This is a genomic window from Thalassospira sp. (genome assembly GCF_040218635.1).
In the GTDB taxonomy this organism is placed as follows: domain Bacteria; phylum Pseudomonadota; class Alphaproteobacteria; order Rhodospirillales; family Thalassospiraceae; genus Thalassospira.
Genome location: NZ_JAVJRB010000004.1, coordinates 260,082 through 284,596 on the forward strand (window position 1 = coordinate 260,082; position 24,515 = coordinate 284,596).

The window sequence follows — 24,515 nt, forward strand, 5'->3', positions numbered from 1 at the left end:
CGGTTTGACGCACGCAGCAGGCGGTGAATATGACATCGACCCGAGATCTGGAAAACCTGCTTAGACAGTCGCGCAATGGCGATACGAACGCGTTCGAGCATCTTTATCATGCAACATCGGCGAAACTTTTCGGCATTGTCCTGCGTATCTTAAGAAACCGCGCCCAAAGCGAGGAAGTGCTTCAGGATATTTATGTCCGCATCTGGCAGAAGGCGGCTGATTTTGAGCCGGGCCGTGCGTCAATCATCACATGGATGGCAACGATTGCACGCAACCGGGCGATTGATATCGTGCGCCGCCAGCGGCCCGAGGTGGATATCGATGATGCCGATATTGAAATGATGGCATCAACCGATAGCGTGTTTGAGGATGTCGCCCTTGCCAGTGACGTGCGCCAACTTGAAAATTGTCTGGCCGGATTGGAAGATGACCGCCAGAACATGGTCAAGTTGGCTTATCTTGAGGGATGGTCGCGGGCCGAGCTGGCCGAGAAATTCGCCCAGCCTGTCGGAACGATCAAGACGTGGCTGCATCGCAGCCTGCGACAATTAAAGGAATGCCTGGGATCATGACAGACCGGGATGATATCGATATGTTGGCGGCGGAGTATGTGTTGGGGACACTTGACCCGACGCAAAGGACGTCTGTTGTGGCCCGTCGTATGAACGAGCCTGACCTTGATGCGGCGATTGCCGATTGGGAACAGCGTCTGGCACCGCTGAATACCTATTATGGTGCCATCGAGCCATCGGAAAACCTTTTTGCCTCTATTCGAAGCAAGATTGATGCGATTGGAAAATCGACCATCGATCAGATCCCGAGCCTTGCCGAATTTGCCAGAATGAAACGCAACCTTGCCGCTTGGCGCGCAGGGGCACTTGGTACCGGGGCAATTGCGGCCAGTTTGATCATTGCGGTTCTGGCAACAGATATCGCATCACCAGTTCAGAGCGGTCAGTTTGTTGCGGTGTTTCACCGCGATGATACGCAACCAGCATTCGTCATGAGTGTTGATATCGATACCCGTGAAGTCACCATTCGCCCGATCGAGGCCTCCATGCCCGAAGGCAAAACCTATCAATTGTGGATCGTGACCGAACAAACCGGGCCCAAGCCAAAATCGCTTGGTCTGTTGGAAAATATCGCACAACCGACCAAAAAGCAGCTTGGTCAGTTTGACCCGGCAATGCTTAGAAATGCGACCTTTGGCATTAGTCTGGAGCCCGAAGGCGGATCGCCGACCGGACAGCCAACCGGACCGGCTATTCATGGGCGTTTGATTTCTGTCGAACACTGAAATTAAAAAAAAACGATAAAAATATCTCCTTTGCTGAAACCCGATCGGATTGCCTGCGTAGCTTCTGTGTGTGCGATGAAACGCATGACACGAGCGGACCGCAAAAAAGGCGTGTTCCAGATCAATAGCAAAGGAGACTTCACATGACGTTCAAAGCCAAATCAACAGCAAAAGCAACCGGTGTTATGACTGCAATGATGCTCAGCGCAGGACTCGTGTTTGGTGGTGCAGGCACCGCAAACGCCATGGGCCCGATGGTTGAATCTATGGATCAGGATGTCTCGAGCGGGACGGTCACTGCGTCGAAAGTTATGGCAGATGAAAATGGCTGGCTGGTTATTCATCGTACCGGCAAAGACATGAAGCCGGGCCCGGTGATTGGCTATGCGCCGCTTAAAAAGGGCGAGAACATGGATGTTGCCGCCATTCTGCAAGAGCCGGTTGAATCTGGTGAAATGTTGATGCTGATGGTGCATTCCGAAGCCGGTGGCATGAAAACCGGTGTGTTTGAATATACCCTTGGCGCCAAAGAAGACGGGCCGATCAAGCCGGATGGCAAGCTTGTCATGAAGGTCGTTCACGCCGAATAAACCGGCCTGAGACTATTATTTCAACAGCCCGCATGGTTAGGGTCCTGACCCTAATGGCCTTGCGGGCTGTTTATGTTTAGAGCCAACCCAACTGGCGGGCAGAGGCCAGTAAAAGCATCACACCAAACAACGTAATCATGCCCGCACCGGCAAAGCCGACCACACGGCGCAGTATGCCTGATGTGCTGTCTGATACGGTAAACAGATGCTGTGTGCCGGTGCGAATGCCAATCGCGGCCAGCCCGATCAGGCTGATGGTCAGGGCAACGCCAAGCGCCATGGCAAAGGCGGCAGCAATCCCGATTAAAAACATCCCGTTTGCCAGTGTGAACAGCAAAACCAGAATTGATCCGGTGCAGGGGCGCAAGCCGACAACAATGCCGCTTGCGATCATTTGCCAGCGGTTCTGAAGCGTTTCGGACTTGTGATCATGGTGATGGTCGTGGTCATGAGCATGGCTATGATGGTCGTGCGCGTGATGATGGTGGTGATCATGATCATGTGCCCCATGATCACAGCAATCATCGCGGCCTTGGGCAATGCGCAGGCACATCACTGCACCAAGAACCACGATCAGCGCGTATGACACGGCCTCCATCACCAGACCATTTTGCGTGATCGCGGCAGGGCCAAGATTAAGGATCAGGGTCAAGGAGCCGACAAGCAGGATGGCCGTTACGGCCTGAACGGCTGCGATCAAACTTCCCATGGCGACCCCCTGTTTCCATCCGGCGTCACGCGACAGGAAATAGGTGGTGGTGACCATCTTGCCATGACCGGGGCCGGCGGCATGGAAAACCCCATAGGCAAATGACAGGGCAATGATCATTAGCCCCGGCCAGAAACTGTCGCCATTTTTGGCGTCACGCAGGGTTGCTGTGATTTCGCGGTTCAGTTTGGTCTGAATGATCACGGTTTGCCCGATGATATCAGACAGCCAGTCCGGCAGAGTTATCAGGCTTTCGTCCGCGGGCGGCGATGTTTGGGATGTTGGCGCACTGCTATCGGTCGCCCCACGGCCCAGAAGGTTCGATGATTGCGCAAAAGCGGGGTTACTCGACGAGAACGAAATCACCAGGAGCAAGGCCGCCAGAACTGCTGTTATCTGCCACCTTATCTGCGCAAACAAGGTCAGCACGGATCGGTGCGACAAGGTCAAAATAGATGCGGTTCTTTTCATCTTCGCTCATTTCGAAATGGCAGGAGAGTTCTTTGGTATTGGCAAACAGAACGGGGTCGACTTGTGTAAATGCAATGTCGATATAATATTCCGCGTCATAGACCGACAGGCTGATATCGTCCTTGGTCGGGTCAATCGGGGTGGCAAGCATCAGTTTGAAATCATAACTCACCCGGCGGTCATCGGTAATATCGGCTTTGAAATCTGTCGCATTGGCAAAGCTTACCAGTTCTTCGTTCCGGCGCAGATGTGTCAGCCATGAAACGTCGGCAAGGGCGTTAAAGGCATTGTCACGCACCGTGGTGTTTTCTTCGCCAAAGAACCTTGTATCAAAGTTTTCATCAAACTCGTCGATCAAGGTCATGCTGAACAGATCATCGAACAACCAGTGCATATGGATTGCGGTGATCTGATTGTTTTCAAAAACGAATTCGGCATTGGCATCAATCCAGACATGTGGATGGGCCAATGCCGACGGGCTGGTTGCCAGCAATGATATGCCCGCAACCAGCGAGGCCAGAACGGTTTTACGTGCCGTCTGAAAGGCATTTAACAAGGGCGTCAACATTCTGTGTAAGGATGTCCTGATAGGCAGTTGGGCCGGCCGCGATATCCGCACCCAGCGGATCAAGCGTTCCGGTGCGAATGCCGGTATCGGCGACAACGGCCTGAACAATTGCCGGGCGGAATTGCGGTTCGGCAAAGATGCAGACTGCCCCTGTATCACGAATTTTGTCTTCGATTTCATGAAGGCGTTTGGCTCCGGGTTTTTGATCAGGCGATACCGTGATCGACCCAACCGCATTTAACCCAAAGCCGGTTTCCAGATACTGATAGGCATCGTGGAAAACAACGTAAGGATTGGTGCGGATCGGTGCGACCTTTGCGCTCAGATCATTGCCAAGAGAATGCAGGCTGGCAAGCAACGTTTTCAGATTTTCACGATAGTCATCTGCATGGTCCGGGTCGAGATGGGAAAGCTCGTCGGTGATTGCCATGGCAATCGTCGCCCCATTGGCCGGATCAAGCCAGATATGCGGATCAATGCCACCATGTTCCTGATGGTGATCTTCGTCATCATGATCGGTGTGCTTTTCGGGGGCATGTTCGTGGTCATGATCTGCTGCATGTTCAGCATCATGATGGTCTTCGTGATCGTCATGCGCGTGTTCTTCATGATCGTGATCATCGTGACTGTCATGATCATCATCATGGTCCGCGTGACCCGAATGGTCGTGACCATGGGATTCCCATGTGCCGCCTTCGCGCATGTCGCGAAGGGCAAGACCGTTTAAGTCGATCAGTTCAAGAATATGGCTGTCTGCTGACAGAGACTGCAAAGGTTTTTCAAGGAAGCTTTCAAGCGTGTGGGAGACATAAACCACAAGGTCCGCATCGCGCAGGGCGCGGGCTTCGCTTGGGCGCAGGGAATAGGCATGCGGCGATGATGCGCCATCGAGCAGAAGGACAGGTTCGCCAACATCTTTCATAATCGCACTGGCGATACCATGTATCGGTTTGATGGTGGTCACGACATTGGGCACGTCATGGCCGTGAGCCGCAGCGGGGGAAGAAGCAGCACTTAGAATGGGCGCAGCAGCGATGAGCGGAGCGGCAAGGAGAAAACGGCGAAGAGTTTTGGGGAGTGGGTGCATGGTTTCGATCCGGTCAGGGGTGAGATGATCAAGATGTGTTTTGTTATGTTATAGCATAACAAAACGTCAAGCGAAAAATGATCTGGAATACGATCGATGCAAAACAGTGTGGGGTAGGGCACCAGACAGATCACCGTTGCGTCCGTTGATGAGGAATGTGGTCGCGTAATTCGATTCGTAGAACAGGGTATTATCGATATTGAGAATACAGATATGCGTTCATGAATGGCAGATCGTTCAAGTCCCTATTGGGTGATTAATTGATCTAATTAAGATCCATTACTTGATCGAAATAGGTAAGTTCCGTTCCCGAAACAAAAAATCCGCACCTGTAGTTGGTGCGGATTTTTTGTTGGGAACCGGGGTGTTTCAGACCCGATATGTGTCAGTGATCAGGCAATGAGCCGCCCGGTTGGACGGCTCATATACCGGGTTATTTCGAGACGTTTTTGAAGTCAAAGAAGAAGCCGGATGGATGGATGTGGTAGTTTTCAACATCCTTGGTGGCGGCAACGACAAAGACCTTATGCACCAGCGGAATGATCGGTGCATCGTCATGCAGGATGTTCATCGCCTTGGTATAGGTTGCTTCCTGCTCATCGCCGAGATCAAGGGTACGGCCCTTGTCGACAGCGGCATCAAAATCGGCATTTTCCCAGAACTGATAGTTCAGGCCTGCTTTGGAATGGAACTGTGATTTCAGATGCAGGTCCGGGTGGCCGGTCATTTCCGGAGTCCAGAAAACGACCGAAACGTCATATTCACCACGTTTGACCAGATCAAGCATTCCGCCCCAGGTATACATGCCAACTTCGGTGGCAATGCCCTGCTGGTTAAGAAGGGCTGCCATTGCTTCGGTGATCATTGGCATTTCTGTACGCGAGGTATAGCTGAGGATACGCAAGGTGAGCGGTTCGCCATCCTTGACCCATTTACCATCAACTTTCTCATACCCGGCATCACTCAGAAGCGATGCGGCAAGGTCGGTATCAAGTTTGTATTTGTGATCCGCACGTGGCGCCCAGTCAAAGCTTGGCGCGAAGAATTCCCACGCCGGTTCACCGATACCATCAAGGGCAGCTTCGACAATCAGGTTACGGTCAACCAGCGCATTGACGGCGCGTCGGATGCGAACATCCGACAAGATGCTGTTTTCACCGGCATTGAATGCGCCGTAATAGATGCCTGAAGTCGGTTCGGCATAAACCTTGAAATCTTCGTCTGCGGACAGGCGTTTCACGTCTGATGGCAGCATGTTGGTGACGAAATCAATTTCGCCTGCCTCAAGGGCCAGCGTGCGAGAATTATGATCGGGGATAAAGCGGTACTCGATTTTCTCAAGTGCCGGTTTTTCACCCCAATAGCCATCAAAGCGCGAGACGATGGTACGGTCCTGTTTGCGGTATTCTTCGAATTTCCACGGGCCGGTGCCGACCGGTTTGACAAATTCGCCAGCATCGTTGAAGGACGACTTGGCATAGACAACCGTGATCGCGTCAGTCAACTGGTTGGGCAAGGCGGCATATGGTTCGGAGTTTTCAATCTCAAGCACAAGCGGCGAAAGCGCATTGATCGATTTGATGTTCAGAAGATCCGCTGCATAGGGCAGAAGGGCGACAACACGTTCGATTGAAAATTTGACCGCTTGCGCGTCCAGTTTGGTACCGTCATGGAAAACAACGTTTTCGCGCAGTTTGAACTGCCAGACGGTGGGCGATACGCGGTGCCATTCGGTGGCAAGACCGGGGATCGGTTTAAGATCATAATCAAGCTTGATCAGGGTATCGAGGATTTCGCTTTCATTGAAAAAGCGCGACCGGCGCGGGGCCATGGCAAGGGGTTGCGATTCCCACATGGTGCCAATGACAAGGGTTTTGTCATCCGATGCCTTGGCATCATGGGATGTGCCGGTAATAGCAGTCATCGCAAGTGCTGCGAAGGCAGCCCCAAGAAGTGTCTTTTTGATCATCTTACTGTCTCTGTCCATTAGTGAAGATAGTTGATCTGGCGAAGTCGGAAACGGTCTCCCAACACGTCTCCGAGCAGATTGACCGCAACCACAAAGGCCGCAATGGTCAGGCCCGGTGCAAGCACCAGACGCGGGTAATCGCGCAAGTAATTACGGGATTCAGCAATCATCAGGCCCCATTCCGGCGTGCCGGGTTCGACCCCCAGTCCAAGGAAGCTCAGCCCGGCAAAGGCCAGGATCGCCCAAGACATGGAATAGGCCCCAAGGGTCAGCAGAGGCCCGATGATGTTGGGAAAGATATGGCGGCGCGCAATGCGGTGGCGGCGCGCACCCAGCGCAACAGCCGCCATGACATAGGGTTTGGTGCGTTCGACAATCACGGCATTGCGGACAACCCGGGCATAATCGGTCCAATGCACCGTGATCAGGGCAATGATCACGGCCTGAAGGCCAAGTCCAAGGGTGCCTGCAATGATCATGCAAATGGCAAGGGCGGGAAACACCGACATGCCTTCGCAAAACCGCATCAAGGCACGATCAAGGATGCCACCCACCATACCGGCTATTGCGCCAATCAGGCTGCCTATCACGGATGCACACAACACAACCGCCAAGGCCGATGCGGTGGTCAGACGCGCGCCATACATCAGGCGCGATAAAACACATCGCCCAAGCGCATCGGTGCCCAGCGGATACTCAAAGCTTGGCGGTTTAAGGCGATAGAGGAACTGAGCAGCGTAGGGATCATTGGGCGCAAAGAATGGCAGGATCAACACCGCAAGAATGATCAGCACCATCACCAACGCATATCCGCGAAAAACAGCGCGCCCGGCATGGAAAAGCTTGCCACCGGTAAAGGACATCTTTTGCATTTGCATCACACGATCTCCCGCGAACGGGGGTCGTAAAGGGCGATGCACAGATCAACAATCAGATTGACCAGAATGTAGGAAGTGGCAATCAACAGGAAACAGGCCTGAATGGCGGGGTAATCGCGGTTCAAAAGTGATTCCACCAAAAACCGGCCAATCCCCGGCCAGGCAAACAGGGTTTCGACTATGATCATGCCGTCAAAAATCCGGGCGAACTGCATGCCTGAAAAGGTCAGAACGCCCGGCGCAATATTGGGTGCAGCGTGACATAGAACCGCCCGCAAGCGGCTGGACCCTTTGGCCTTGGCGGTACGGATATAGGGTTTGGAGAGTTCTTCAAGCAGGCTACCGCGGACATAGCGCGATAAAACTCCGGCGATGGATGTTGAAATGACCATGGTGGGCAAAACCGCATGGGCCCATGTGCCATGCCCGCCGGTTGGCAACCAGCCCAGCACAAGCGAGAACAACAATGCCAGTAACAGCGAATACCAGAAATTCGGGATCGACATGCCAATCACGCTGATCATACCGGCAACCCGGTCGACCCGGCTGCCGGGATAGCGGGCGCATAAAATGCCAAGCGGAACCGCAATCACAAGGGCGACGATCAAGGACCAAACCGCAAGCAGCAAGGACTGCCCAAGGCGCAGGGTGATGTCGTTTATGATCGGCTCGTTGGTGATAAAGGATTTCCCAAGATCGCCCTGGAACAGGGCAAACAACCAGCGCAGATATTGTTGCGGCAATGGATCATTCAGCCCGTTCTGATCGGCAAAAAGCGCAACCTGATTTGCATTGGGCAGGGTGCCATCCATTTGCGCCATCAACAGGATTTCGGCGAAATCGCCGGGCATCAGACGCAAAAGGGCAAAGCCGACAACAGAGACGACGAACAGTAAAATAAGGGCATGCGCAATCCGGGCAGAAAGACGGGATGCCATTAACAAACCTTTGGTGCGAGAAACGCGAACCGGGAACTTCCGGGAAAGTGAAAGTAATAACGGTTCTCAATTTATTATTGCAACTGATATTGCTTATTAATTTCATAAAATATGATTATCTCGCGCCACGCGGGACGCTCAAAACCTTTCCACACTTTATGGTTTATGTTTCGTGCAGGAATGTGGGTGTGTGGGGCACCAAATACTGGATTTGTGCGTTTGGAGAAGTGGCGAGTCTTCTGCTGACGGGGGGTGTTTATCTTGTGGTTGGACTTTAATTCGGTTTCGGCGGCTACAATCTAAGAAGTTGGTAATAGAGAAAAACTTCCCATCAAAGGGCATCATGATGTGCTGAAGAATTACCCGTTTCGAATGTGGTTCCTAAGTGGTGTGCTTGTCCTTTTAGCAGCCAGTTTTCAGCCCGCGCATGCAGAGACATTTCGCGTCCCCCTTATCGGGGATGCAGAAAGCGGCCCGTTTGCGTATCAATACAAACTTCTGCGTCTCGCCCTGGATCATTCGGGCGAGACACATCAGATTGAGTTTATTGATCACGTTGGCACACCTGCAAGCCGGATTATGGAGTTAATGGATGCGGGGGACAGTGATGTCATGTTCACGGGCTACAGCCTTGCGTGGGAACAGAAGTTTGCGCAGGTCGACTTTCCCCTGACGCGCGGTATTCTTGGTCATCGAATATTTGCCACCCGCGGGGAGCTAAGCGGGGCACTTGACCATGTCAGAAATGTTGAGGAGCTTAAACATCACTGCATTGGCTCTGGCACGGACTGGCCGGATACGAAAATTCTTGAAGCCAATGGGTTTTGTGTTGAAAAGGCAGCCTATCAAAATCTCTGGCAGATGCTTTCACATAGCAGGTTCGATTTTTTCAACCGGGGTGCGCACGAAGTGTATTCCGAAGTCAAGCAGGCGCAGGAAGCCGGCGAGAATGTGATCGTCGAAGAACACATTCTTTTGGTCTATCCGATGGACTTCTTTTTCTATGTGCGGGCGGATGATGCCGTACGTCACGAGATTTTAACGACCGGTTTGAAAAATGCCTATGAGAGCGGGGCTTTCATGCGCAATTTCTATTCTGACATCGGAATAGCCAAAGCATTGCGGGCTGCAAACGATGATCAGCGCGTCGTTTTTCGTCTGGAAAACCCGTTCATGTCGGAAAGCACGCTTCACATTGCACCGGATTATTGGGAAATGTACTGAGCCCCAAGCTTCGTCGCGACAATCTATCCAAACAGGTATTTTTCTGATCAAAAAAGACAAACTCTGCGCCCGAAACAAAAAACGTCATGTGAAGTTTTCACGGGCTTTATTTGTTTGTCAGTCGGATGGCCCGATTGAGAGCGTAGGCGTTTTTGCTGCGATCAAATAGGACTGAGACGAACCCTTGATGGAAGGCATATTGATGCCTTCCTGATCCGGGCAGGGGTTTTCGGTTTCAGGGCATGAATATCGGTTCTCATCCGTGTTGAGCTCAAGATTCCCATGCCAGTATTTGGCATCAATATTTTCGGTTGCTGGATCGAGGATCGGGTTTTGAATGGTGAATGTATAAGGAATGCGGCTTAGTTCAGCCAGCGCCCGCTTAAGGCTTGGCTCGCTTTCAAAGTTTTTCATGAAGGCGCCGGACGCGTAAGAGCGTTCCAAACCGGTTGTCAGCAGTTCTTGAAGCTGCGTATTGCCTTTGCGCACATAGATGAAGAAATCGAACTTGTAGACAAGCGAGATATCGGGAATCAGGACCAAATCGGGATATTTGTCTTGGAGTTCGGGAAGTTCTCTGAACGCTTCGTATGCGGCGCGCGTCAAAAGGGGAAAACGTTTATTTTCCAGCATCTCCCAAAGCCGGTTTCGCGGGGCACGATCCACACAAAACCCATTTTGTTCCATGATGTCTGCATCCGGCCAATCTGATCCGGCACCGATACAAAAATGTTTAAGGTCGGCAAGCGTTTTGACCCGGCCAAATGCAGCAAGGTTGTCGCGATGTGTGACGAAAACGCGGTGTCCCAGCATGCCGCGTGTCATGGGAATATTGATCTGAAGAAGACTTTCATTGCGCTGTGGACTGTAACCGCCAAAGATCACATCCGTTTCACCAGCTTTTAGCATTTCGACCAAGCGAGAACCGCTTAGTCCGTCTATTTCTGTCACATTGAGAGACATGTCGGCATCACTGTGCTCAAGGGAAAGTTCTATGACGCTAAACTCGTACTTAAACAGCTCTTTGAGGCCGGATGGAAAGGCGATGTTGAGTGTTTCAGCCTGAGCGACATTGCCCGCAAAGAACAGAAAGCTTGCAAGAATACCGACGATCGTGGGACGAAGTTTCATCTGTATGCAGGCTCCAGCGCGAACACATTCATTACATGAGTAACTAGATTGCCATCTTGCCGCATAAGTTAAAGGCGGGGTGCGTTTTTTACGATCAGTTGCCAGCCAAGTCGTCCGGCTTGTAATTCGTTTCATGCAGGATTTCGCCGGTTTCGTTATCGACCGCCTGAAGGGTCACGCCATAGCCCCAAAGCTGCCCGATATAGCCAAGCGTCATTTCGGCTTCTGACTTTTCAAGACGGATGCCTTCATGTTCGGTGTGCTGGATATAGAGTTGGCGGTTGCCGCGAATATCGACATCAACGACCTGCATGTCAGGTTCGCGCACCGAAATATCATGCATCCGGGCAAGGGAGCGGCGGACATTGCGATAGCCATTGTCATTATGGATGGCGGCAACTTCGAGATGCGGGGTCGTGCTTTGATCATTGATCATAAACATCCGCATATCACGCATCAGTTTGGGCGACAGGAATTGCAAGATGAAGCTTTCATCGCGGTAATTCGCCCATGCTTCTTTCAGTGTTTCAACCGGCTTGCCATTGCCTGCGATATCAGGGAACCATTCACGGTCTTCTTCGGTCGGATCTTCGCAAATCCGGTGGATGTCCTGCATCATGGCAAAGCCAAGCGCATAGGGGTTAAACCCGGAATAACGTTGATCGTCAAATTCGGCCTGAAACACGACGCGCGAATGGTAGTCGATGAATTCCATCATCGCCCCTTCGGAAATCAGCCCCTTGTCATAGAGGCTGTTCATGATGGCGTAGTGCACATAACAGGCACAGCCTTCATTCATCACCTTGGTCTGTTTCTGCGGATAGAAATATTGCCCGATATTGCGCACGATGCGCAAAAGTTCGCGTTCCCACGCCTGCATTGCGGGGGCGTTTTTTTCCAGAAAATATAGAAGGTTTTCTTCAGGCAAACCAAACTGCGCGCGGCGTTCTTCGATGCGCATTTTGCGTTTAAGTTCATCTATATCCTGATCATCGGCGTCCGGCTGGGGCAGGGTCCGCCACAGATCGTTATAGGTTTCGTCTTCGTATTTTGCCCGTTCGCGTTCGCGGGCAAGTTCGGCCGCCAGGTTGGGTTTTTCAGGATGGGAATATCGGTTAACCCCCTGATTCATCAAGGCGTGGGCGGCATCCAGCACACGTTCAACCGCATCAAAGCCATGGCGATCTTCGCACTTGGCGATATATCGTTTGGCAAATTGCAGGTAATCAAGAATACCTTCGGCATCGGTCCATTGTTTGAACAGATAGTTGTTTTTGAAAAAGTGATTATGGCCAAAGGCCGCATGGGCCATGACCAAGGCCTGCATGACAACGGTGTTTTCTTCCATCACATAGGAAATGCAGGGGTTGGAATTGATCACGATTTCATAGGCAAGCCCCTGATAGCCTTTGCGATACATCGCATCATCACGGACAAAGCGTTTGCCGAACGACCAGTGGTGATACATCAAAGGCATGCCGATTGATGAATAGGCATCAAGCATCTGTTCGGATGTAATCACCTCGACCTGATTGGGATAGACGTCGAGTTTAAGTTCGTTCAGGGCGATGTCTTCGATCGCGTCATAGGTTGATTTGAGCGTCTCGAAATCCCAGTCGGCACTGGTGAAAAGCAGTTTGTCGGCGGGGTTTGGTTTGGGGCTCATATCTTGGCCTCCGCACGGTTTTTGGCAAACAGTTCGCGAAATACCGGGAAGATATCAGCCGCCTTGGTCACACGTTTCAAGGCAAAGCGCGGATTGTGCGATGCCAGTGGCGCATAAGCCTTCCAAAGGGCGGTTTCGCCTTCGGCGGCGGCGAATATCTCGGCCTCGCGTTCGTCTGTGATTTCGATATAGGCGTAATACTGACATTTCGGCAGAAGGTCTTCGGCCAGAAGGGTGGTGCATTTTGATCCGTCATTGGAATAGTTATCGCCATCCGATGCCTGTGCGGCGTAGATGTTCCATTGATCGGTCGGGTAACGGTCTTTGAGCACCTTTTTCATTTCTTCAAGGGCGGTGGAAACAATCGTTCCGCCGGTTTCGCGCGAATAGAAAAATGTTTCTTCGTCGACTTCGGATGCGCGCGATGTATGGCGGATAAACACCACCTCGACATGCTTGTAACGACGGTGCAAAAACAGATGCAGCAACATGAAGAACCGTTTTGCCAGTTCTTTCATCTGTTCTGACATCGAGCCTGAGACATCCATCAAACAGAACATTACCGCCTGTGTATTCGGTGTGGGGATTTGCTGAAACTGGTTATAGCGGGTGTCAATCGGATCAATGAACGGGATCGCCTTCATGCGGCGTTTGGCGTTTTCCAGATCGGCCAGCAACAGATGAAGTTTTTCATCATCAAGTTTGGTCAGCTTGCCCGATGGGCGTTTTTCCGCCTTGGCCTGAAGGGCGGTGATTTGTTCTTCGAGTTCGCGGATTTCAGCATTTTTGGGGCGGCGCAACCCGATGCGCCGTGCCAGTGAATTGCGCATGGTACGCACAAGGCTCAGATTGGCGGGGGTGCCTTCGACCGAGAACCCGGCACGCGCATTGCGAAACGCGGTGGTTTGTTTCAGGCTTTTTTTCAAAAGATCGGGAAGTTCAAGATCCTCGAAAAAGATATCAAGGAATTCATCGCGGCTTAGGGTGAACTGGAATTCATCTTCGCCCTCACCATCGGGGCTGGCCTGTGATCCGCCTGCACCGCTATCCCCGCCTTGTGGTCGGGCAATGCGATCACCTTGGACAAATTTTTTGTTACCCGGAAGGACATAATTGCGATTGCCGCCACGTCCTGCGTGGTGAAAGCCTGGTTCTTTTAATGTTTTGCCGGGAATGGTGATTTGGTCGCCGCTGCTGATATCGGTGATGCCGCGCGACCGGATGGTGTCTTCGACGGCCTTTTTGATCTGTGCCTTGGCCCGGCGCATGAAACGCTGTCGGTTGCCAAGGCTTTTACCTGTCGGGTTCTTGCGACGATCAACGATATAGAGCATGGGCAGTCACATCCTTGCACGGGTTCGTAAGGCGGTGTGCAGGTTACTTATGGTCCAGATCATGCGGGATGCGCAGGCACACGGCGCATCCCGTGTTAGAAAGACACCGGGCGGACACAAGGGGAGAAACCGCCCGGTGAGCCGGCAGCCCAGGATTTGGCTTAACCGGCCTTGTTCACGCGCATATACCATTCGACCAGACGGCGGGTTTGACGTTCGGTATAGGTCCGGTCGATCATGCGTTTGACGAATTCGTTGTGTTTCTTTTCGGTTTCGCTATCTTTTTTCGATCCGAAAGAAATCACCGGCAGCAGGTCTTCGACCTGACTGAACATCCGTTTTTCAATAACTTCACGGAGCTTCTCGTAAGACGTCCATGACGGGTTTTTGCCCTTGTTGTTCGCACGTGCGCGCAGGGCGAATTTAACCACTTCGTTGCGGAAGTCTTTCGGGTTGGCAATGCCAGCCGGTTTTTCGATTTTGGACAGTTCCTGATCAATGATCTTGCGATCCAGAAGCTGTCCGGTATCGGGGTCTTTGAAGTCCTGATCTTCGATCCATGCATCGGCATAGGATACATAGCGATCAAACAGGTTCTGCCCGTAATCGGAATAGCTTTCGAGATAGGCTTTCTGGATTTCAGCCCCGATAAATTCGGCATAACGCGGGGCCAGTTCGGACTTGATGAAGTCCATATAATCCTTTTCGCGCTCTTCGGGGTATTGTTCGCGCCGGATCGCCTGTTCAAGGACATACATCAGATGCACAGGATCAGCCGCGACTTCGTTGGTGTCATGGTTGAAGGTTTCCGAGAGAACCTTGAAAGCAAAGCGGGTCGAAATGCCGTCCATCCCTTCGTCAACACCGGCGGTATCGCGGTATTCCTGCATCGATTTTGCTTTGGGATCGACGTCCTTTAAGGTTTCGCCGTCATAAACGCGCATCTTGGAATAGAGGTTGGAATTTTCATGTTCCTGCAAACGCGACAGAACCGAGAATTGCGCAAGCATCTTAAGCGTTCCGGGGGCACAGGCCCCTTGTTCAAGTTCTGATCCTTGCAGAAGCTTGTCATAGATCATGGTTTCTTCGCTGACACGCAGGCAATAGGGCACCTTGATCACGCTGATACGGTCAATGAAGGCTTCGTTGTTTTTATTGGCCTTGAATGTTTGCCATTCGGCTTCGTTTGAATGGGCAAGGATCAGGCCCTGAAACGGAATGGAGCCGAGATTTTCCGTGCCGATATAGTTGCTTTCCTGTGTGGCGGTCAGCAAGGGATGGAGCATCTTGATCGGGGCTTTGAACATTTCGACAAATTCAAGCAAGCCCTGATTGGCGCGGTTCAGGCCACCGGAATAGCTGTAGGCATCCGGGTCATTCTGACTGAAATATTCAAGTTTGCGGATATCGACCTTCCCGACAAGCGATGAGATATCCTGATTGTTTTCATCGCCGGGTTCGGTTTTGGCGATGCCGATTTGACGCAGACGCGACGGGATCAGTTTAACGACCGAGAATTTCGTCAGATCACCGTCAAATTCATCAAGGCGTTTGACCGCCCATGGCGACATAAGGCCGGTCAGGCGGCGTTTGGGAATGCCGTATTTGTCTTCGATTGCATCGCCCATTTTGGCCGGGTTAAACAGGCCAAGCGGGCTTTCGAAAACCGGGCTGATGTCATCACCGGCCTTGAGGACGTAAATCGGTTCATGCTCCATCAGCTCTTTGAGCCGTTCGGCAAGCGAACTTTTACCCCCGCCAACCGGGCCGAGCAGATAAAGAACCTGTTTGCGTTCTTCCAGCCCCTGGGCGGCATATTTAAAGAACCCGACGATGCGTTCGACGGTTTCTTCCATGCCATAGAAGTCTGCAAAGGCAGGGTAACGTTTGATGGTTCGGTTCAGGAATATGCGGCCAAGGCGAGAATCTGTCGATGTGTCGATCAGTTCAGGTTCGCCAATTGCCGAAATCATGCGTTCAGCAGCAGAAGCATAGGCCGTTGGGTCTTCGCGACATAGATTTAGGTAATCGCGGATGGTCAGTTCGGTTTCTTGTTTGCCGTCATAGCCTTCCGCATACAGCTCGAAGATATCCTTGTCTTCAGGCATGGCGCGGTCTCCTTTCAAACGTTATCTCATGCGTGTCAAACTTACGTTTCCTGTCTTGCCTGTTTTGCGTTGCAGCAGGCCTGCGAATGGCCGCCTTGTTCTGTTTACGTCGGCAAAAGTCGTTTAGATGCAATTGCCGGACTGTCAATATTTTAAAGAATTCTGTTTAGCGTCTGATTAATAAGCGGCAGAATTTGCCAAGAGTTTGAGGTTGCTTATATTTTCATGCTTCAGTTCGGTATTCTCTGGTTCTGGTCTTGATATTCATCCGATGTTAAAGCGGCTTTTGGCGTCTACTTGAAACCCGTTTTGGTACCCCCCTGATGCGGGATCGCGGTTTTGGTCACTGTAAAATATCTTGTCTATTTGACTTGGGAATCCCCAATAGGTTCCGCAAGGTAAAGTGTGACGATTATTGATGGAATTTCCATCAATGTGGTCACGTCTTGGTGAGGCGTAAAACCGCGGGGCAGGCAATGATATCCGGGCGTTTCGGGGCGCGTTTTATTGTCCGAAAGATGTCTAAAAATATTTTGCATTTGCACAATAGGCAAAGTGCCCACTATCACTGAGCGATATCTGGATGCGATCAAGCACCATCGAGCGACCATTCCAAACATATGATGGATATCGACCCAAATGACCGACGGTACCGTAAAGTTTGTCGAACCCCATGAACTTGATCTTTTGATCGGGCAGGAAAATGTCACTGTGATTGATGTGCGCGAACCAGAAGAATTCGCTGCCGGTCACATTGAAACCGCGATCAATATCCCGACCTCAAATTTCGATATCCCGGCCTTGGTTGATCTTACGGAAGAAACAGAAACCGATCTGGTGTTTGTCTGTGCCGTTGGTCAGCGATCCTTTGGCGCCGCCAATGCCATCTTGCCCCATGTTGATTGCGCGGTGTCCAATCTTAAGGGCGGCATTCAAAGCTGGACCCGTGCCGGATTTGACCTTGAAGACGGGAAATAGGGCACAGGCCCATCCATGACGTTTGAATAAGACGGATGTGATGAAACGATCGACACAACCGGCCGCTTGGCCGGTTTTTATATCTTGACGAATTCCCGAAAATGGAAAAATATCCCGTTATTGAGATTCGAGGTGAGGATATGGACGAGATCGAAACACGGCTTGCCGCAAGATTATCTGGATTAAGGGCAGAACGCGGATGGTCACTTGATGAATTGGCAAAGCGCAGTTCGGTCAGCCGGGCAAGCCTGTCGCGTATCGAGAATGGCGATGTCAGCCCGACGGCAAGTGTGCTGGGCAAATTATGTGTCGCATTTGGCGTTACCTTGTCGCGTCTGATGCAGATGGTCGAAGATCATTTTGCGCCCTTGGTGGCCCGTGCAGCACAGGAAATCTGGACCGATCCAGAAACTGGCTATCGGCGTCGACTGGTATCGCCAACATCAAAGAACCTGTCTGGTGAAGTGCTTGAAGTTGAAATCGATCCGGGGAAACGGATTGAATATGCCGGAACGCCGCGTGACGGGATGGAACATCATCTGGTGATGTTGGAAGGCGAACTATCTATGGAGGTCGACAACCAGTGCCACAAACTGGGGGCTGGGGATTGCCTGCGCTATCAGTTGCGCGGGGCAAGTGTGTTTCAAACCCCGAAACATGCCGGTGCCCGCTATCATTTGTTTATCGTCGCGTAATGCGAAGGAAATCGAGGCGATTATGACCGTGACCTCCAATGCCCCAAAAATCATCAACCTTGATGCGGATGGTTTGACCCACAGGATCGAGCAGTTTGGCGAGATGCTGCATGCCTGCGTTCATGACGGGGCCAGTATCGGCTTTATCGAACCGTTTGTGATGGAAGAAGCGGTTGCGTTTTGGCGCGACCGGATTGTTCCTGCCCTGCGTGGGGGCAAACGCAGCTTGTTTGTCGCCCTTGACGATGACCGGGTGGTTGGCACGGTCCAGCTTGATTATGACACCATGCCCAATCAGCGCCATCGGGGGGATATCAGCAAATTGATGGTCCGCCCCGATTGCCGTCGGCGCGGGATTGCCCGGATCCTTATGATGGCGGCAGAAAACAAGGCGCGGGAACTGGGGCGCAGTTTGCTGACCCTTGATACCCGTACCGGGGACAGTGCCGAAACGCTTTATGCATCGCTTGGGTTTGTGCGTGCCGGTGTGATCCCGGAATATGCCCGCGATCCGTTTTCCGAAAAGCTCAGTGCAACGACGGTGATGTTTAAACATCTGAGTGTTTAGGTGATTGGTTTTGGGGGCGATTCTCGGCACCGGTATCTAGAATGATTGTTCTGGCATGCCACAATCACGGGAATAAGACACTCGGCAATCAAAAATTGAAATACTGCGCTGCCGTAATAATAGACGTGTGGTGCGCAAAATTCGTTTTTTCCGTAACTGTTCAAAGACTTGTGCGGTGCACTAAGGGTTTGTTGACAGGGGTGTTGAGCCGGTCGAAAGATGTTGAACAGCGTTTAAAATTAGGCGCATCTTTGCGAACTTGCAGAAGCAATTAAAATAAAAGTTCTCGGAGGACGTTCATCATGAAGAAACTTGCCCTTGCCGCAGCCTTGCTGGCGGCAGTCGGATTTTCCGGTGCTGTGAATGCAGCGGACCTTACCCTGCGCATTTCGTTGCAGTTGCCTTTGAAAAGTCACCTTGGCCAGAACTTGTTGATGTTCAAGCAAGAGGTCGAGGAAAAATCGAACGGCGATATCGAAGTTCAGATTTATGATTCAGCCCAGCTTTACAAGGACAAGGAAGTCCCGGCAGCCGTCGGCTCCGGTTCCATCGAAATGGGGGTTGCGTCGCTGACCCGTTATGTTGGTGATGTTCCGGCGGTTGATGTGTTTTATCAGCCATTCTTGCTGGATTCCGAGGAAAAGGTCCGCAAGGCCGTCGCACCGGGATCACCCGTGCGCGGGCCGCTTGATGCCGCAATCGCAGAAACCGGGGCGACCGTTCTGTGGTGGCAGGCTTATGGCGGATCGATCATGCTGTCCAACGACGGTCCGATCAAAGGCCCGGACGGGTTGAAAGGCCAGAAAGTTCGTGTGTTTTCCAAAACGCAGGGTGATTTTATTTCCGCAGCCGGTGGCGCACCGACCCTGATTTCCGGGTCTGAACAGTATATTGCCTATCAGCGTGGCACGGTGGATGTTGGTATGACCGGCATGTCCGGTGTCAAATCCCGCCAGTTGTGGGAGGTGATGGATACTGTCACGACCACCAATGACGCCGATATCGAATTCATCGTGGTTGTGAATACCGATTTCTGGAATGGTTTGACCGATGCCCAGCGTGACATCATTTCAACCGCCGGGATCAATGCCGAAAACGATGTGCGTGATCGTATGTCGACCATCGAGGCCGAAGCCTTTGCCGAGGCCAAAGCCAATGGCATGACCATCTATACCCCGACCGAAGAAGAACTGGCCGCGTGGCGCGAAGCCGCAAAACCGGTTCATGCAGAATTCCTTGAGCATGCCGGTGATCTTGGCAAGCAGGTCTTTGAGGCTGCTCAGAAGTTCTGATGTGACGATTTTACCGTGTCCCGGTTGGATGCCGTATGGTCAAGCCTGCGGATGCCAACCGGGACGCGGAATTGATCCGTCGTCCCGCCTTTTCCCCAGATCAGGAGATCGCCGTTCCGGCATTCCGTCCGATAGCCAACGGCATAGTTCGAGTCATGTTTGATCGTTTGACGCTTTTCCTTGCATGGGTTGCGGCCCTGCTGTTTGTCCTGGCGGGGTGTATGCTTACATACGAGGTCCTTGCCCGGTATTTCTTTATACGCCCGACAATCTGGGCGGCGGAACTATCCCAGCTTTGCCTGATTTGGGGATCGTTGCTGGGCATGCCGTGGGCATTGGCCGCACGCCGTCACATATCGGTTGATGCGGTGACCCGGTTGCTGGCCCCTGCGGTTCAGCGCGGTGTGGAGATTATTGCCATGCTATGCGTTCTGGCCTTTTCCGTGATGGTGACGATCAAGGGATGTGAGATTTTCTTTGAAAGTTTTGAACGCGGACGGACCAGCGGCACGATGCTGGATCTTCCGGCATGGGTTGCCGAATTGCCCATTGCGGTGGGGTTTGCGCTTTTATCCATTCAGGCATTGATTGAAATTATTGGTCTTTTGCGTGGCAAAGACATTCCCAAAGGGGCACACGAATGACGATTATTCTGACCCTTGGGGCGATGTTTGGCCTTTTGTTGATGCGCGTACCCGTTGCCTTTGCGCTGGGCGGTCTTGGCCTTGCCATGTTGGTGTTGGGCGGGTTTTCCCCGCTGATGGCGCCACAGGCGGTTTTATCGACACTGGATGGCTTTATCCTGTTGGCGGTGCCGCTGTTTTTGTTGATGTCCAATATTTTGCTGCGTGCGGGTGTGGGCAATGATCTGTTTGCTGCGGTCAGTGCGTGGGTTGGTCATTGGCCGGGCGGCTTGGCGGTTGCGACGATTTTATCGTGTGGTGTGTTTGCCGCGATTTCAGGATCGTCTGTTGCAACGGCGGCAACCATCGGCACCGTTGCTATCCCGGAAATGATTAACCGGGGCTATAACAAGAAGTTCGTTTATGGACTTCTGGCCGCAGGCGGAACTCTTGGCATTTTGATCCCGCCTTCCATCCCCATGATCATTTATGGCTTTGTCACCGAAGAATCGGTGATTTCGCTGTTTCTTGCCGGGATCGGGCCGGGGATTGCGCTTTTGGTGTTCTTTATCATCTTTTCGATGATTTATGCCCGCCTGGGCGGGCAGGAACGCGAAGCCAAACAAGGGTGGGATCAGCGACGTCGTGCGACATTGCGCGCGCTTCCGGCGGTGGTTTTGGCTGTTTTGATTATTTCGGGGATTTATTCGGGCGCCTTTACCCCGACCGAGGCCGCGGCAATCGGCTTTGCGGCATCCTTGATCATTACCGGACCGATCATGCGCGTTCTGACGTGGGATGCGTTTAAAAAGGCCGTGTTTGATAGTATGGCAACCACGGTTGCAATCCTTCTGATCATTGCCGGGGCAAAGATTTTCGGCAAGGCGATCACGTTATATCGAATCCCGCAGGACATTTCGGTGATGATCACCCAAGGGATTGATACCGAACTTGGCTTTATCCTGATTGTCACAGCGGTTCTGTTGGTGATGGGGCTTGTGTTTGAAGCCTTATCAATGGTGCTGATCATGACGCCGGTTCTGTTGCCGGCTGCCTTGGTGCTTGGTTTTGATCCGATCTGGTTCGGGGTCTATATGGTGATCATGGTGGAATGTGCTTTGATCACGCCACCGGTTGGATTGAACCTGTATGTGATCCAGTCTGTCGCCAAGGCCCGATTGGGCGAGGTGGCAAGTGGTGTCGCACCGTTCCTGATTCTGATGTTTGCCTGTGCAGCACTTTTATATCTCTGGCATGACCTTGCTCTTTATATTCCGTTCAAAATGTGATGATTGATGACACATAACCAAACACCTGCGGATACGCTCCGCGCCCTTCTTGCCACGGGTGATCTGATCACTATGCCGTGCTGTTTTGATGCGCTTTCGGCCAAACTGATTGAACAGGAAGGATTCGGCCTGACCTTTATGTCGGGATTCGCAACATCTGCGGCTCGGATTGGGGCTCCTGATCTTGGATTGATGTCTTATGGCGAAGTCCTTGATCAGGCGCGCAACATTACCGATGCGATTTCCATCCCGCTGATTGGCGACGGCGATACCGGCTATGGCAATGCGATGAATGTCAGGCGGACCGTGACCGGCTTTGCCAAGGCGGGCTGTGCGGCGGTCATGATCGAAGATCAGCTTGCCCCGAAACGCTGCGGCCATACCAAGGGCAAGGAAGTTGTCGGACGCGACGAGGCATTTGACCGTATCAAAGCAGCCGTCGATGCCCGCGAATCCGGTGCCGATATCCTGATCCTGGCGCGCACCGATGCCCGGCATCAGCATGGTCTGGCTGAGGCAATTGACCGTGCGGCAAAGTTCAAGGAGTTGGGTGCGGATATCCTGTTTGTCGAAGCGCCGAAATCGGTGGATGAAATGCGCAGCGTTTGTTCCGAACTATCGGGACCCAAAATGGCCAATATCGTCGAAGGCGGGGAAACCCCCGATCTGTCGCCAGAAGAGCTTAAAGAAATCGGCTATCAGATTGCCGCCTATCCATTGTCACTGATGGCAGCAGCGATGAAGGCGATGGTTGAGACCCTGCAAACGATGAAGCAGGGTGTTCCGCGTGATGACAAGCTGATGACCTGGCCTGATCTGCGCAAACGCATCGGCTTTGATGACTATTACGACGTTTCGGAACGCTATGCATCGTCCAGACGGGACGGGTAGGGGGGCGTTTCATGGCAGACAAACATCACGGCAGTTGTTTGTGCGGGGCTGTGCGCTATGAGGTGACTGGCGATTTTAGCGCATTCTTTCTGTGCCACTGCAGCTATTGCCAGAAGGACAGCGGTTCGGCCCATGCCGCCAATCTGTTCTCAAGCGCAGCGACGCTTATCTGGTTGGAAGGGCAGGCGCAAATACAGTCCTTCAAGCTTCCCGGTACGCGCCATGAAAAGGCTTTTTGCAAGACATGTGGGTCGGCATTGCCCCATACGCAGATGGCGGGAAAGCTTGTGGTCGTGCCGGCAGGCAGTCTCGACAGTCCGGTATCCATACGCCCGAACGCCCATATCATGCTGGGCAGCAAGGCTGATTGGGATTGCGGACTTGATGAAATTGAAAAGCTTGATGGTCTGCCCGAATAACATTTTGGCGTGAGACCAAAAGAAACCCCCGCAGCCAAAAAGGCGTGCGGGGGTTTCTTTTTAATGGTGCCGGCAGAGAGACTCGAACTCCCAACCTTCGAATTACAAATCCGCTGCTCTACCAGTTAAAGCTATGCCGGCTCAGGCGGCGCGAAACTTAGTCCAGACCGTTCCTGAATGCAAGGGGGTGAATCACAGAATTTTGCATCTCTGATTTCCCCCCTAGATTCGCGCCATTCTTACTTGCGGTAAAGCTCGTAAAGCGCAACAGCCGCCGCGTTAGAGACATTAAGGCTTTCGATGCGATCAGACATCGGCAACTTGACCAGAAAATCACAAGATTCGCGGGTCAAACGACGCAGGCCTTCGCCCTCGGATCCCATCACAATCCCGACCCGGCCATGCAGTTTGGCTTCGGCCATGGTCTGTTCGGCATAGCCATCCATACCTGCCAACCAGAAATGGGCATTTTTAAGCTTATCAAGCGTCTGGTTTAAGTTACCGGCATGGATATAAGGCACGGTTTCAAGCGCACCACTGGCCGATTTGGCCAAAACACCGGTTTCAAGCGGGGCGTGACGATCGGGCACAATCACGGCAGATGCGCCAAAGGCCGCCGCACTGCGCAGGATTGCGCCAACATTGTGCGGGTCGGTGACCTGATCAAGAACAAGCACGGTGCATTGTTCCGAATCCTTATGGTCGGCGATCAGTTCTTCGACGGAGAGCTGGGGCAGGGGAGCGCAATGCATCGCCATACCTTGGTGCACAGTGCCCGGTGGCAGCATTTCGTCAAGGTCGGTACGTCCGGCGGCATCAACGGCAATGTCGGTGCGTTCAGCATCCGCTAAGGCGGCATTGATTTCGTCCCGGACGTTTTCTGTCGCCCAGATTTTGTGAATCGTGCGCTGCGGGTTGGCAATTGCCATGATAACCGGGTGACGCCCAAAGAGAATCAGGCGTGAATTTCCACCCGAAGAACCACCATCGCGGCCGCGCTTTCGTCCACGGCGCGAATTGCGTTCTTGGTTTTCATCGTTTTGCGGGAGGTTATCCTGCCCGACGTCACCTTGATGACGATTTCCTGAACGTGAGTTATTGCGACGCGACATAATGGCGGAAACCTCCGGGCCGTAAGGAACTGAATGCGTTTTGCTTGGCAAGATCGGCAAAGCTTGGGGAACATATAGGAAAGGAAATACGATTTCGTGTTTTTTTTGCTGTTGACAACACATGGCCCTCCGCCGTATTCCCTCCCTCGCCGCAACGAGGCCGGGGTCAAACCCGGATGGCGTTACGACCCTGATGGAGGGGTGGCAGAGCGGTCAAATGCAGCGGACTGTAAATCCGCCGACTTAGTCTACGCAGGTTCGAATCCTGCCCCCTCCACCATTCTCTCGCCCCTCGCGAGAGCTCGCACTAGAAATATGCGGGTGTAGCTCAATGGTAGAGCAGAAGCCTTCCAAGCTTACGACGAGGGTTCGATTCCCTTCACCCGCTCCAAGTTTACTATGTAACCCGTCGGCTCGTGCGGTGGGTTTCTACGTGTTTTTTTTGGTTCGGATTAGGATCTGAGTACAATGGCTAAAGAAAAGTTTGCGCGTACAAAACCGCACGTGAACGTAGGCACCATCGGCCACGTTGACCACGGTAAAACCACGCTGACCGCAGCGATCACCAAAGTTCTGGCAGAAGCCGGCGGTGCATCGTTCCAGGATTACAGCATGATCGACAAAGCACCGGAAGAGAAAGCTCGTGGTATCACGATCTCGACCGCGCACGTCGAATAT

Annotated in this window: 24 protein-coding genes and 3 tRNA genes; 15 read left to right on the top strand and 12 right to left on the bottom strand. The window is 52.5% G+C overall.

Annotation, left to right across the window (positions count from 1 at the left end):
- The first annotated feature begins 29 nt into the window (after positions 1 to 29).
- From RIC05_RS03335 to RIC05_RS03345, 3 genes are all read left to right on the top strand, one after another.
- Positions 30 to 572 carry a sigma-70 family RNA polymerase sigma factor gene (locus RIC05_RS03335; protein WP_350044093.1) on the top strand — a complete coding sequence of 181 codons (543 nt, stop codon included), beginning with the start codon at positions 30 to 32 and terminating at the stop codon, positions 570 to 572.
- Positions 569 to 1,297, top strand: a complete 729-nt coding sequence (locus RIC05_RS03340; RefSeq protein ID WP_350046165.1) for an anti-sigma factor — start codon at positions 569 to 571, stop codon at positions 1,295 to 1,297. The genes RIC05_RS03335 and RIC05_RS03340 overlap by 4 nt, the downstream gene beginning before the upstream one ends.
- A gap of 143 nt (positions 1,298 to 1,440) precedes the next feature.
- Complete coding sequence (locus tag RIC05_RS03345) at positions 1,441 to 1,887, top strand: DUF7282 domain-containing protein (protein WP_350046164.1); 447 nt, start codon at positions 1,441 to 1,443, stop codon at positions 1,885 to 1,887.
- A 76-nt stretch (positions 1,888 to 1,963) separates the two neighbouring features.
- Here the strand turns inward: RIC05_RS03345 and RIC05_RS03350 are convergent, their stop codons facing one another.
- The 6 genes from RIC05_RS03350 to RIC05_RS03375 form a co-directional block, all read right to left on the bottom strand.
- Entirely contained in the window at positions 1,964 to 2,962 is a 999-nt protein-coding gene (locus RIC05_RS03350; RefSeq protein ID WP_350046380.1) for a nickel/cobalt transporter, read from the bottom strand.
- Complete coding sequence (locus RIC05_RS03355; RefSeq protein ID WP_350044096.1) at positions 2,940 to 3,635, bottom strand: DUF1007 family protein; 696 nt, start codon at positions 3,633 to 3,635, stop codon at positions 2,940 to 2,942. The genes RIC05_RS03350 and RIC05_RS03355 overlap by 23 nt, the downstream gene beginning before the upstream one ends.
- On the bottom strand, positions 3,595 to 4,722 hold the full coding sequence (locus tag RIC05_RS03360; RefSeq protein WP_350046163.1) for a zinc ABC transporter substrate-binding protein: 1,128 nt from the start codon (positions 4,720 to 4,722) through the stop codon (positions 3,595 to 3,597). The genes RIC05_RS03355 and RIC05_RS03360 overlap by 41 nt, the downstream gene beginning before the upstream one ends.
- A 433-nt stretch (positions 4,723 to 5,155) precedes the next feature.
- Positions 5,156 to 6,691, bottom strand: coding sequence for an ABC transporter substrate-binding protein (locus RIC05_RS03365; protein ID WP_350046162.1), 1,536 nt, complete (start codon positions 6,689 to 6,691; stop codon positions 5,156 to 5,158).
- 17 nt (positions 6,692 to 6,708) lie between these two features.
- On the bottom strand, positions 6,709 to 7,569 hold the full coding sequence (locus RIC05_RS03370; RefSeq protein WP_350046161.1) for an ABC transporter permease: 861 nt from the start codon (positions 7,567 to 7,569) through the stop codon (positions 6,709 to 6,711).
- Positions 7,569 to 8,507, bottom strand: a complete 939-nt coding sequence (locus RIC05_RS03375; protein WP_350046160.1) for an ABC transporter permease — start codon at positions 8,505 to 8,507, stop codon at positions 7,569 to 7,571. Before RIC05_RS03375 ends, RIC05_RS03370 begins: the two co-directional genes overlap by 1 nt.
- A gap of 348 nt (positions 8,508 to 8,855) precedes the next feature.
- On the opposite strand from RIC05_RS03375, the gene RIC05_RS03380 reads away from it, so the two are divergent.
- Complete coding sequence (locus tag RIC05_RS03380; RefSeq protein WP_350046159.1) at positions 8,856 to 9,731, top strand: hypothetical protein; 876 nt, start codon at positions 8,856 to 8,858, stop codon at positions 9,729 to 9,731.
- A gap of 117 nt (positions 9,732 to 9,848) precedes the next feature.
- Here the strand turns inward: RIC05_RS03380 and RIC05_RS03385 are convergent, their stop codons facing one another.
- From RIC05_RS03385 to RIC05_RS03400, 4 genes are all read right to left on the bottom strand, one after another.
- The gene (locus RIC05_RS03385; protein ID WP_350046158.1) at positions 9,849 to 10,997 is read right to left on the bottom strand and encodes a transporter substrate-binding domain-containing protein; all 1,149 of its coding nucleotides are present in this window, start codon (positions 10,995 to 10,997) and stop codon (positions 9,849 to 9,851) included.
- A complete protein-coding gene (locus tag RIC05_RS03390; protein WP_350046157.1) occupies positions 10,957 to 12,528 on the bottom strand; it encodes a SpoVR family protein in 1,572 nt (523 codons plus the stop codon). The genes RIC05_RS03385 and RIC05_RS03390 overlap by 41 nt, the downstream gene beginning before the upstream one ends.
- Positions 12,525 to 13,862 carry a YeaH/YhbH family protein gene (locus tag RIC05_RS03395; protein ID WP_350046156.1) on the bottom strand — a complete coding sequence of 446 codons (1,338 nt, stop codon included), beginning with the start codon at positions 13,860 to 13,862 and terminating at the stop codon, positions 12,525 to 12,527. Before RIC05_RS03395 ends, RIC05_RS03390 begins: the two co-directional genes overlap by 4 nt.
- A gap of 161 nt (positions 13,863 to 14,023) precedes the next feature.
- On the bottom strand, positions 14,024 to 15,970 hold the full coding sequence (locus RIC05_RS03400) for a PrkA family serine protein kinase (protein ID WP_350044105.1): 1,947 nt from the start codon (positions 15,968 to 15,970) through the stop codon (positions 14,024 to 14,026).
- 639 nt (positions 15,971 to 16,609) lie between these two features.
- Here RIC05_RS03400 and RIC05_RS03405 point away from each other — a divergent pair.
- The 8 genes from RIC05_RS03405 (at position 16,610) to RIC05_RS03440 (ending at position 22,725) form a co-directional block, all read left to right on the top strand.
- Positions 16,610 to 16,948, top strand: a complete 339-nt coding sequence (locus tag RIC05_RS03405) for a rhodanese-like domain-containing protein (protein ID WP_350046155.1) — start codon at positions 16,610 to 16,612, stop codon at positions 16,946 to 16,948.
- Positions 16,949 to 17,088: 140 nt separating this feature from the next.
- Positions 17,089 to 17,643 carry a helix-turn-helix domain-containing protein gene (locus tag RIC05_RS03410; protein ID WP_350046154.1) on the top strand — a complete coding sequence of 185 codons (555 nt, stop codon included), beginning with the start codon at positions 17,089 to 17,091 and terminating at the stop codon, positions 17,641 to 17,643.
- Between the two features lie 22 nt (positions 17,644 to 17,665).
- Positions 17,666 to 18,211 carry a GNAT family N-acetyltransferase gene (locus RIC05_RS03415; protein WP_350046153.1) on the top strand — a complete coding sequence of 182 codons (546 nt, stop codon included), beginning with the start codon at positions 17,666 to 17,668 and terminating at the stop codon, positions 18,209 to 18,211.
- Between the two features lie 302 nt (positions 18,212 to 18,513).
- A complete protein-coding gene (locus RIC05_RS03420; protein WP_350046152.1) occupies positions 18,514 to 19,503 on the top strand; it encodes a TRAP transporter substrate-binding protein in 990 nt (329 codons plus the stop codon).
- Between the two features lie 35 nt (positions 19,504 to 19,538).
- On the top strand, positions 19,539 to 20,147 hold the full coding sequence (locus tag RIC05_RS03425) for a TRAP transporter small permease (protein WP_350046151.1): 609 nt from the start codon (positions 19,539 to 19,541) through the stop codon (positions 20,145 to 20,147).
- A complete protein-coding gene (locus RIC05_RS03430; protein WP_350046150.1) occupies positions 20,144 to 21,415 on the top strand; it encodes a TRAP transporter large permease in 1,272 nt (423 codons plus the stop codon). The genes RIC05_RS03425 and RIC05_RS03430 overlap by 4 nt, the downstream gene beginning before the upstream one ends.
- Before the next feature lie 6 nt (positions 21,416 to 21,421).
- A complete protein-coding gene (locus RIC05_RS03435) occupies positions 21,422 to 22,306 on the top strand; it encodes an isocitrate lyase/PEP mutase family protein (protein WP_350046149.1) in 885 nt (294 codons plus the stop codon).
- 11 nt (positions 22,307 to 22,317) lie between these two features.
- Complete coding sequence (locus RIC05_RS03440) at positions 22,318 to 22,725, top strand: GFA family protein (protein WP_350046148.1); 408 nt, start codon at positions 22,318 to 22,320, stop codon at positions 22,723 to 22,725.
- A 64-nt stretch (positions 22,726 to 22,789) separates the two neighbouring features.
- Here the strand turns inward: RIC05_RS03440 and RIC05_RS03445 are convergent.
- A tRNA-Thr gene (locus RIC05_RS03445) sits at positions 22,790 to 22,866 on the bottom strand.
- 98 nt (positions 22,867 to 22,964) lie between these two features.
- Positions 22,965 to 23,837, bottom strand: coding sequence for a 23S rRNA (guanosine(2251)-2'-O)-methyltransferase RlmB (gene rlmB, locus RIC05_RS03450; RefSeq protein ID WP_350044114.1), 873 nt, complete (start codon positions 23,835 to 23,837; stop codon positions 22,965 to 22,967).
- A 195-nt stretch (positions 23,838 to 24,032) separates the two neighbouring features.
- On the opposite strand from rlmB, the gene RIC05_RS03455 reads away from it, so the two are divergent.
- From RIC05_RS03455 to RIC05_RS03465, 3 genes are all read left to right on the top strand, one after another.
- A tRNA-Tyr gene (locus RIC05_RS03455) sits at positions 24,033 to 24,117 on the top strand.
- Between the two features lie 37 nt (positions 24,118 to 24,154).
- A tRNA-Gly gene (locus RIC05_RS03460) sits at positions 24,155 to 24,228 on the top strand.
- 77 nt (positions 24,229 to 24,305) lie between these two features.
- The coding region (locus RIC05_RS03465; RefSeq protein WP_350044115.1) for a GTP-binding protein at positions 24,306 to 24,515 on the top strand (210 nt) is incomplete at its 3' end.

Coding starts and splice junctions, on each gene's coding strand:
- RIC05_RS03410 (WP_350046154.1), top strand. CDS start 17,089: ATGGACGAGATCGAAACACGGCTTGCCGCAAGATTATCTGGATTAAGG.
- RIC05_RS03340 (WP_350046165.1), top strand. CDS start 569: ATGACAGACCGGGATGATATCGATATGTTGGCGGCGGAGTATGTGTTG.
- RIC05_RS03355 (WP_350044096.1), bottom strand. CDS start 3,635: ATGTTGACGCCCTTGTTAAATGCCTTTCAGACGGCACGTAAAACCGTT.
- RIC05_RS03375 (WP_350046160.1), bottom strand. CDS start 8,507: ATGGCATCCCGTCTTTCTGCCCGGATTGCGCATGCCCTTATTTTACTG.
- RIC05_RS03335 (WP_350044093.1), top strand. CDS start 30: ATGACATCGACCCGAGATCTGGAAAACCTGCTTAGACAGTCGCGCAAT.
- RIC05_RS03440 (WP_350046148.1), top strand. CDS start 22,318: ATGGCAGACAAACATCACGGCAGTTGTTTGTGCGGGGCTGTGCGCTAT.
- RIC05_RS03430 (WP_350046150.1), top strand. CDS start 20,144: ATGACGATTATTCTGACCCTTGGGGCGATGTTTGGCCTTTTGTTGATG.
- RIC05_RS03405 (WP_350046155.1), top strand. CDS start 16,610: ATGACCGACGGTACCGTAAAGTTTGTCGAACCCCATGAACTTGATCTT.
- RIC05_RS03345 (WP_350046164.1), top strand. CDS start 1,441: ATGACGTTCAAAGCCAAATCAACAGCAAAAGCAACCGGTGTTATGACT.
- RIC05_RS03425 (WP_350046151.1), top strand. CDS start 19,539: ATGGTCAAGCCTGCGGATGCCAACCGGGACGCGGAATTGATCCGTCGT.
- RIC05_RS03390 (WP_350046157.1), bottom strand. CDS start 12,528: ATGAGCCCCAAACCAAACCCCGCCGACAAACTGCTTTTCACCAGTGCC.
- rlmB (WP_350044114.1), bottom strand. CDS start 23,837: ATGTCGCGTCGCAATAACTCACGTTCAGGAAATCGTCATCAAGGTGAC.
- RIC05_RS03395 (WP_350046156.1), bottom strand. CDS start 13,862: ATGCTCTATATCGTTGATCGTCGCAAGAACCCGACAGGTAAAAGCCTT.
- RIC05_RS03415 (WP_350046153.1), top strand. CDS start 17,666: ATGACCGTGACCTCCAATGCCCCAAAAATCATCAACCTTGATGCGGAT.
- RIC05_RS03365 (WP_350046162.1), bottom strand. CDS start 6,691: ATGATCAAAAAGACACTTCTTGGGGCTGCCTTCGCAGCACTTGCGATG.
- RIC05_RS03420 (WP_350046152.1), top strand. CDS start 18,514: ATGAAGAAACTTGCCCTTGCCGCAGCCTTGCTGGCGGCAGTCGGATTT.
- RIC05_RS03360 (WP_350046163.1), bottom strand. CDS start 4,722: ATGCACCCACTCCCCAAAACTCTTCGCCGTTTTCTCCTTGCCGCTCCG.
- RIC05_RS03385 (WP_350046158.1), bottom strand. CDS start 10,997: ATGAAACGAATTACAAGCCGGACGACTTGGCTGGCAACTGATCGTAAA.
- RIC05_RS03370 (WP_350046161.1), bottom strand. CDS start 7,569: ATGCAAATGCAAAAGATGTCCTTTACCGGTGGCAAGCTTTTCCATGCC.
- RIC05_RS03435 (WP_350046149.1), top strand. CDS start 21,422: ATGACACATAACCAAACACCTGCGGATACGCTCCGCGCCCTTCTTGCC.
- RIC05_RS03400 (WP_350044105.1), bottom strand. CDS start 15,970: ATGCCTGAAGACAAGGATATCTTCGAGCTGTATGCGGAAGGCTATGAC.